Genomic DNA, 6,784 nt, shown 5'->3' with positions numbered 1-6,784 from the left:
CCGCCAACTTTTCCTCGCCGCGCCCCCCGCGGGGGGGGGCGGGGGGGCGGCGGCCCCCTGCGGCGGCGCCGCGGGCCGGGGGGGGGGGGGGGGGGGGGGGGGGGGGCGCCCCCCCCCCCCCGCCGCGGTGGTCACGCCGTCACCAGCTGGTAGCCGGCCTCCTCGACCGCGCCGCGGACCGCGCTGTCGGACAGCGGTTCGGCGCTGGTCACGGTCACCGATCCGGTGGCGAGGTCGACGGCGACGTCGGAGACGCCGGCGATCTCGCTGATCTCCTCGGTCACCGAGCTCACGCAGTGGCCGCAGGTCATCCCGGTGACGGTGTAGGTCGACTGGCTCATATACGTCCCCTTCTCGTGGTTCCTGGTGCTGCCGGTGGTCAGGACCGGACCAGCCGAGCGATCGCCGCGGCGGCCTCGGCGACCTTGGCGTCGGCGGCCGCACCGCCTTCGGTGAGCGCTTCGGCGACGCAGTGCTTGAGGTGCTCGTCGAGCAGGCCCAGCGCGACCGATTGCAGCGCTTTGGTGGTGGCGCTGATCTGGGTGAGCACATCGATGCAGTACTTGTCGTCCTCGATCATCTTGGCGAGGCCGCGGACCTGTCCCTCGATTCGGCGCAGCCGTTTGGCGTACTCGTCCTTGTCCTGGGTGTACCCGTGCATCGACGTCCTCCCCGCTCCGGTGCGCACCGTTCCTCCGCCGTGCCAGGTATACCCCTGGGGGGTATGCGTGTCAATCGTGGACGGTCACTCGGACGGGGGTAGGCGCTGTGCGGTGCCGGGATGGTGGCGCGCTCGGCCCGGCGCCGTCCATTCGCAAGATCGAATTCACGCCGGGCCTCCCTGGGAGGGTCCGTCCGGCGTAGGTTCCGGTGGCCCCGTCGGCCGTTCGCCCCGCAGGGGCGGGAGGAGCGCTCGTGCACCGGACGACCCGCATCACCGTGGCCCTGCTGTTCGCGGCCTGGACCGTGGACTACGTGGATCGGCTCCTCATCAACGTGGCGCTGCCGTCGATCGGCGAGGAGTTCGGCCTCGGGCACGGGGAGCGCGGGCTGGTGGTGTCGGCGTTCTTCCTGACCTACGCCCTGGTGCAGATCCCGGGCGGGCTGCTCGCGGACCGCTTCGGCGGGGTGCGGGTGGCGGCGATCGCGCTGCTGCTGTGGTCGGTGTGCACCGGGTTGACCGCGCTGGCCTGGTCGTTCGCCTCGCTGGTGGTGCTGCGGCTGTGCTTCGGCGCCGCGCAGGGGCTGTTCCCCGGGGCGTCGGTCAGCGCGTTGAGCGCGCGCAGCACCCCGCAGCAGCGGCTCACCGCGAACGGGTGGACGCAGAGCTCGAACGCGGTGGGGGCGCTGCTGGCCGCCGTGGTGGGCGCGGTGCTGCTGTCGCTGTGGGACTGGCGGGTCGGGTTCCTGGTGGTGGCCGTGCTGGGGCTGCTGGTGTTCGCCGCGGTGCTGCGGTGGATGCCGGAGCCGATGGCCCCGGAGCTCACCGGGTCCGCGCGCGCCGGCGGTGGCACCGCGCGGTTGCTGCGCTCCCCGGTGCTGTGGGGGTTCGCGGTGATGTTCTTCGCCTACGACGTGGTGAGCTGGGGCATCGGCACCTGGACGACCTCGTACCTGGTGGAGGCGCGCGGCCTGGCGATCGGCGAGGCGAGCCTGGCGCTGATCGGCCCGACGCTGCTGGGAGCGGCCGGGACGGTGCTGGGCGGGCGGTTGTCGGACCGCCTCGGCGGACGGCCGCGGCTGCTGGTGGTGCCGAGCATGCTGGTGGTGGGGCTGCTGCTGCCCCTGCTGCCCCTGCTGCCGCGGATGCCGTCGGTGCCGCTGTTCGTGGCGTGCGTGACCGTGCTCGGCGGGGTGGCGGGGCTGGCGTACCTGCCGTGCTTCTCGGTGCCGCTGCGCAGCCTGCCCGCCGGGCTCACCGGCGTCGCCGGGGGAGTGATCATGTTCGGCGGGCAGCTGGCCGGGGTGCTCAGCCCCGGCGTGTTCGGCTACGTCGTGGAGCACGGCGGCTACTCCGCCGCGTTCACCGCGCTGCTGGTGGGGCCGGCGCTGGCGATCGCGGTGGTGCTGGTGGTGCCGCAGACCACCGAGCGGTTCCGGGCCCGGTTCGAGCCGGAGCCGGAGCTCGCTACCGCTCGCTGACGTCTTCCAGGGGTCGCCCGGTCGAGCGCGGTCCGAACAGGCCGATGTCCACGCCGACCCCGATCATCGCGGCGGCGACCACCGCGAACAGCACCCCGGCGCCCTGCGCGTGCAGCAGCGGCACCAGCACGAACGGCATCGCACCGGTGGTCAGCCGGGACAGCGAGTACGTCCACGACGCGGCGGTCGCGCGGATGTGCGTCGGGAAGATCTCCGCCTGGTAGATGTGGAACGCGTTCGAGAACACGTTGCTCACCGCGGTGTAGAGGAACCCGAACGCCACGATCGGCACCGTCGAGGCGGACAACCCGAACGCCAGCCCCAGCACCATCATGCCCAGCGCGGAGGCGATCACCAGGTGCTTGCGCTCCATCCGCTCCACGAACGGCAGCGACAGCGCCGCACCCGCCGGGTAGCCGAGGTAGGTGACCGCGCTGAACAGCAGCGTGTCGGTGATCTCGTAACTCTTCGCGGCGAGCACCAGCGGCACCATCGTGCCGAACCCGTAGTAGCCGACGGTCTGCAGCACCTGGAACGCGGCCATCATCGCGGTGCGCTTCCCGTACGGGGCGGCGACGAGGTCGCGGAGTCCACCGGCCGGGCGGGGCGCGGTGCGCGCGGGTTCGGGCTCGGGCAGTGCGGCTCCGGTGGCGCGGGCCTGCGCTTCGAACTCGTCGACGAGGGCTTCGGCCTCGGCCTGCCTGCCGGTGGCGGCCAGCCAGCGCGGTGACTCGGGGAGCCCGCGCCGCAGCAGGAACACGACGACGGCGCCGAGCGCGCCGAGCGCGAACATCCAACGCCAGCCCGCGATGCCCAGTGGTGCGGCGGGGACGAGCCAGTGCGCGAGGAATCCGGCGGCGGGCACGCCGAGGAACGCCACGGTGTAGGCCCAGGCGATGTACCGGCCGCGGCGCTTCGCGGGTAGCAGGTCGCTGAGGTAGGCGTCCGCCAGCGGTGGTTCGGCGCCGATGCCGACGCCGGCGACGAACCGGGTGGCGGCCAGCATCCACGGCCCGGTGCTGAACGCGCCGAGCAGTGAGAACAGCGAGTACACGGCGAGGCTGAGCAAGAACGCGCGGCGGCGCCCGATGCGGTCGGCGAGCCTGCCGAGCAGCAGCGTGCCGACGAACATGCCGAGGAACGTGGAGGCCAGCACGAGCGGCAGTTCGGCCGTGCTGAGCTGGAACTCCTGCACGAGGGCGGTGCTGAGCACCGGCGTCAGGAAGATCTCGTACATGTCGAAGAAGAGCCCCAGCCCGACGGCGGTGGTGGCCTTCCGATGCGTGCCGATCAGCGGGAGGCGATCCATCCGCCCCGCGATCGAGGGTCCTCCGGTGGTGGAACTCGACACCGCCCGCTCCTTCGCAGCCGATCGGGCATCGACGGTCCTGGACGATACGACGGCTCGGCCGCCGGTTGATCGCCCGTGCGGCGGTCCGCGGCCTCGGGCGGCCGAACAGCGCTGTTCACCAGCACCTTTGACTTTTGTACCCGTAAGTACAATGATTGTACTGCGAGGTACAAAACACGAGGAGGCACACAGATGACGACCCACCAGGTCGGCAAGGTCCAGATGTCCGAAGAAGGCGTCGCCCCCGCCGACGCCCGCCCGGAGTTCACCTTCGACGAGGCCAAGGCCGACCTCCGCCGCAGGCAGAGCCCCAAGGCCGACAAGTACAAGAACGCGAAGTTCCTCTCCGCCACCGTCCCCATCGACCGCGACGCCGCGAACCACGTGCTGCCCGCCGGGGTCAAGATGGACGAGAGCAGCACCGCCACCCTGTTCGTCGTCGACTACCCGTGGACGAACTTCAACAGCACCTACCACGAAGCCGCGCTGTTCCTGAACGTCAAGCACGGCCCGTTCCGCGCCGCCCACTGCCCGTGGATCGTCGTCGACGACGACACCGCGCTCATCGGCGGTCGCGACACCCTCGGCTTCCCCAAGAAGATGGCCGAGATCGACTGGGCCGAGCACGACGACCGCGTCGAAGCCGTCGTGCGCCGCCGCGGCGTCGACCTCATCCGCATCACCGGCCGCTTCGGCGACGAGGTCGACTCGGTGCCGCCGATCTTCAACCAGCCGTTCCGCAACGTCATCGGCACCGTCGGGCTCTCCGTCCCCCGGCTCGTCACCTTCAGCACCGTCGACCACCCGCTGGAGCAGCGCGCCGCCGACGTCGACCTCACCATCGGCGGCTCCTACACCGACCCGCTCGACACCCTCATCTCCGGGCCGCCGCTGAACGCGCACTACCGCCGCGTCAACATGAGGGTCGGCAAGCTGCCGCTGCCGGTGGGACTGGTCTCGCCGACCTTCCTGCTGCGCATGCACCCGATGCGCGACAGCTGAGACGAACCGGGGAGGACGCGGCCATGACCGGCGCCAAGGGGGGACGCGCGCAGCACCTGCCGCTCGCCGTCCGCAAGGAACTCGTGCTCGACGCCGCGCTGCGCGTGACCGCGCGCGAGGGGGACGCCGTGTCCATGGACGCCGTCGCCGCCGAAGCCGGAGTCGCCAAGACCGTGCTCTACCGGTGCTGGAACAACCGCGACACCATGCTGCACGCCCTCGACGAGCGGGAAAGCCGCCGGTTCACCGAACAGCTCGCCACCGCACTCGACGCCGCCCGCGCCGAGCCGGACCCGGCGAACGCGCTGCGCGACGTGCTCATCGCCTACTACACCGCCGTCCGCGACGCGCCGGAGAGCTACCGGCTGCTGTACGGGACCCAGGTGCGGGCCGACCGGGCGCGCGCCGTGCAGGGCTCCCGGGCGCGGGCCGTCGAACGGCTCACCCCGGTGCTGCGCGACTGGCTCGGCGACACCGCGCCCGAGGCCGACCGCCGCGCCGGTGTGCTGGCGGCGCTCGCCGTCGGCGCCGCCGAATCCGGTGCCCGGCTGCTGCTCGACGCCGACGCCGACTGGACGCCCGCGGAGCTCGCCGACTCGGTGAGCACCTTGTTCTCCGGCGGGGTGCCCGGATTCCGGGGGTGAGCGCGCGGGTCGGATCGGCTCGGTCGCTTCGCTGATCGGGCGGTGAGCTCGGCGGGTGCGCGTGTCGCTGCTTCCGCTGCCGGGCGTCGTGGTGCTGGTGGTCCGGGGGTGCGTGCTCGCCGCTCGCGGTGGCTGCACTTGCCGGTCGTTCGTGCCGTCGAGCGGTTGGCTGCCGACCGTCCGCGCCGTTGAGCTACGCCGATCGTTCGTGCCGTCGAGCAGCGGTGCTCGTCGCCGATCGCCTGCGCCGCAGTCCGTTTCCGGCCGACTCCACCGATCGACCGACTCCACCAATCGACCGACCCACCGTCGACCGACCCGCCGTCGACTGATCCACCGACCCGTTCGTGCTCCGCCGCCCGTCGTGCCCGTCGTGCCGGGCGAGCCGGTGCGCGACCGCCTCCCGCGCCCCGAAGCCGGGGCACACCGAGAAAGGGCACTCCCATGCCAGCTGTCCTCGACCGACCGGTTCCCGCCACCATGCGCGCGGTCCGGTTCGACGCCGCCACCGGTGAGCTCGCCGTCCGCGACGTGCCCGTCCCCCAGCCCGGGCCCGGTGAAGTGCTCGTGCGCGTCGCCGCCTGCGGTATCTGCCAATCCGACCTCAGCCAGCTCGACGGGCACATCCGGCCGCGGCTCCCCGAGATCACGCCCGGGCACGAGGCCGCCGGGGTCGTCGCCGCGCTCGGCGCGGGCGTGCGCAACCGGCAGCTCGGCGACCGGGTCGTCATCGCCGCGGGCAAGGACTGCGGTGAATGCCCCGAGTGCCTCCTCGGTGGTGGCACCGACCGGTGCGAAGACCTGCAAGTGCTGGCGTTCCACTACGACGGCGCGTGGGCCGAATACGTGCTGACCTCGGCGGTGTCGCTCGTCGACGTCCCCGAATCGGTGCCGCTGGAACACGCCGCCGTGCTCGCCGACGCCGTGTCCACCCCGTACGGCGCCCTCGACACCGCGCAGCTGCGGCCCGCCGAATCCGTCGGCGTCTGGGGACTCGGCGGCATCGGCACCCACCTCGTGCAGCTCGCCCGGATCTGCGGGGCCTCGCCGATCATCGCACTCGACCCGCTGGAATCCGCCCGCGAACGCGCCATCGGGCTCGGCGCCGACTTCGCCCTCGACCCGGGGGACCCGGACGTCGCGGCGCGGATCGCGGAGATCACCGGCGGACGCGGGCTGCGTGCCGCCTTCGACTGCGTCGGGCGCAGCGCCACCTTCACCCAAGCCGACGCCGCGCTCGGGCACCGCGGCAGGCTCGTGCTTGTCGGCATCTCGCCCGACCGGCTCGCCGTCGGACCGGAGATCCACTTCGTCCGCAACCGGCACACCGTCATCGGCCACACCGGTTATCGGATGCGCCACCTCGAAGACCTGGTGGAGCTGACCGACCGCGGCAGGCTCGACGTGTCCGGCTCGGTCAGCGCCGTGCTCCCGCTGGACGAAGTCGCCGAGGGGATCCGGCGGCTGCGGGAGCACGAGGGGGACCCGATCAGGATCCTGCTCCGCCCGTGATGTGGGTGAACGGACCGTTCGTCCAACGGGATGGGACGCAAGGGGCGGAAAACCCCCCCCCCCCCGGGGGGGGCCCGCGGGGGGGGGGGGGGCGGCCCCCCGCTAGGGGCGCCCCCGCGGGCGGGGGGGGGGG

General features: G+C 72.7%; 7 protein-coding genes. 4 read left to right on the top strand and 3 right to left on the bottom strand.

Translation table 11 applies throughout. From position 1 onward, the window contains the following. Positions 1 to 131: 131 nt before the first annotated feature. The gene (locus LCD33_RS22295) at positions 132 to 341 is read right to left on the bottom strand and encodes a heavy-metal-associated domain-containing protein (protein WP_224961997.1); all 210 of its coding nucleotides are present in this window, start codon (positions 339 to 341) and stop codon (positions 132 to 134) included. Positions 342 to 379: 38 nt separating this feature from the next. Continuing rightward, positions 380 to 661 (bottom strand): metal-sensitive transcriptional regulator, encoded by a 282-nt coding sequence (locus LCD33_RS22290; RefSeq protein ID WP_224961995.1) that lies wholly within the window; start codon positions 659 to 661, stop codon positions 380 to 382. Positions 662 to 915: 254 nt separating this feature from the next. On the opposite strand from LCD33_RS22290, the gene LCD33_RS22285 reads away from it, so the two are divergent. Next, positions 916 to 2,142: an MFS transporter gene (locus tag LCD33_RS22285; protein WP_224967197.1), complete on the top strand. Its 1,227-nt coding sequence runs from the start codon at positions 916 to 918 to the stop codon at positions 2,140 to 2,142. On the opposite strand, the gene LCD33_RS22280 is transcribed toward LCD33_RS22285, so the two are convergent. Continuing rightward, entirely contained in the window at positions 2,129 to 3,493 is a 1,365-nt protein-coding gene (locus LCD33_RS22280) for an MFS transporter (protein ID WP_308011316.1), read from the bottom strand. The genes LCD33_RS22285 and LCD33_RS22280 overlap by 14 nt on opposite strands. Positions 3,494 to 3,685: 192 nt before the next feature. On the opposite strand from LCD33_RS22280, the gene LCD33_RS22275 reads away from it, so the two are divergent. The 3 genes from LCD33_RS22275 (at position 3,686) to LCD33_RS22265 (ending at position 6,651) form a co-directional block, all read left to right on the top strand. Continuing rightward, the gene (locus LCD33_RS22275) at positions 3,686 to 4,495 is read left to right on the top strand and encodes an acetoacetate decarboxylase family protein (protein WP_224967196.1); all 810 of its coding nucleotides are present in this window, start codon (positions 3,686 to 3,688) and stop codon (positions 4,493 to 4,495) included. 23 nt (positions 4,496 to 4,518) lie between these two features. Further along, entirely contained in the window at positions 4,519 to 5,139 is a 621-nt protein-coding gene (locus LCD33_RS22270; RefSeq protein WP_224961989.1) for a TetR/AcrR family transcriptional regulator, read from the top strand. A gap of 444 nt (positions 5,140 to 5,583) precedes the next feature. After that, positions 5,584 to 6,651, top strand: a complete 1,068-nt coding sequence (locus LCD33_RS22265) for a zinc-binding dehydrogenase (RefSeq protein ID WP_224961987.1) — start codon at positions 5,584 to 5,586, stop codon at positions 6,649 to 6,651. The last annotated feature ends 133 nt before the right edge of the window (positions 6,652 to 6,784 follow it).

The sequence above is a fragment of the Saccharopolyspora sp. 7B genome (assembly GCF_020177435.1).
GTDB lineage: Bacteria > Actinomycetota > Actinomycetes > Mycobacteriales > Pseudonocardiaceae > Saccharopolyspora_C > Saccharopolyspora_C gregorii.
The sequence above is the reverse complement of the archived record's forward strand: the minus strand, read 5'-3'. Positions and strand labels throughout refer to the sequence as shown.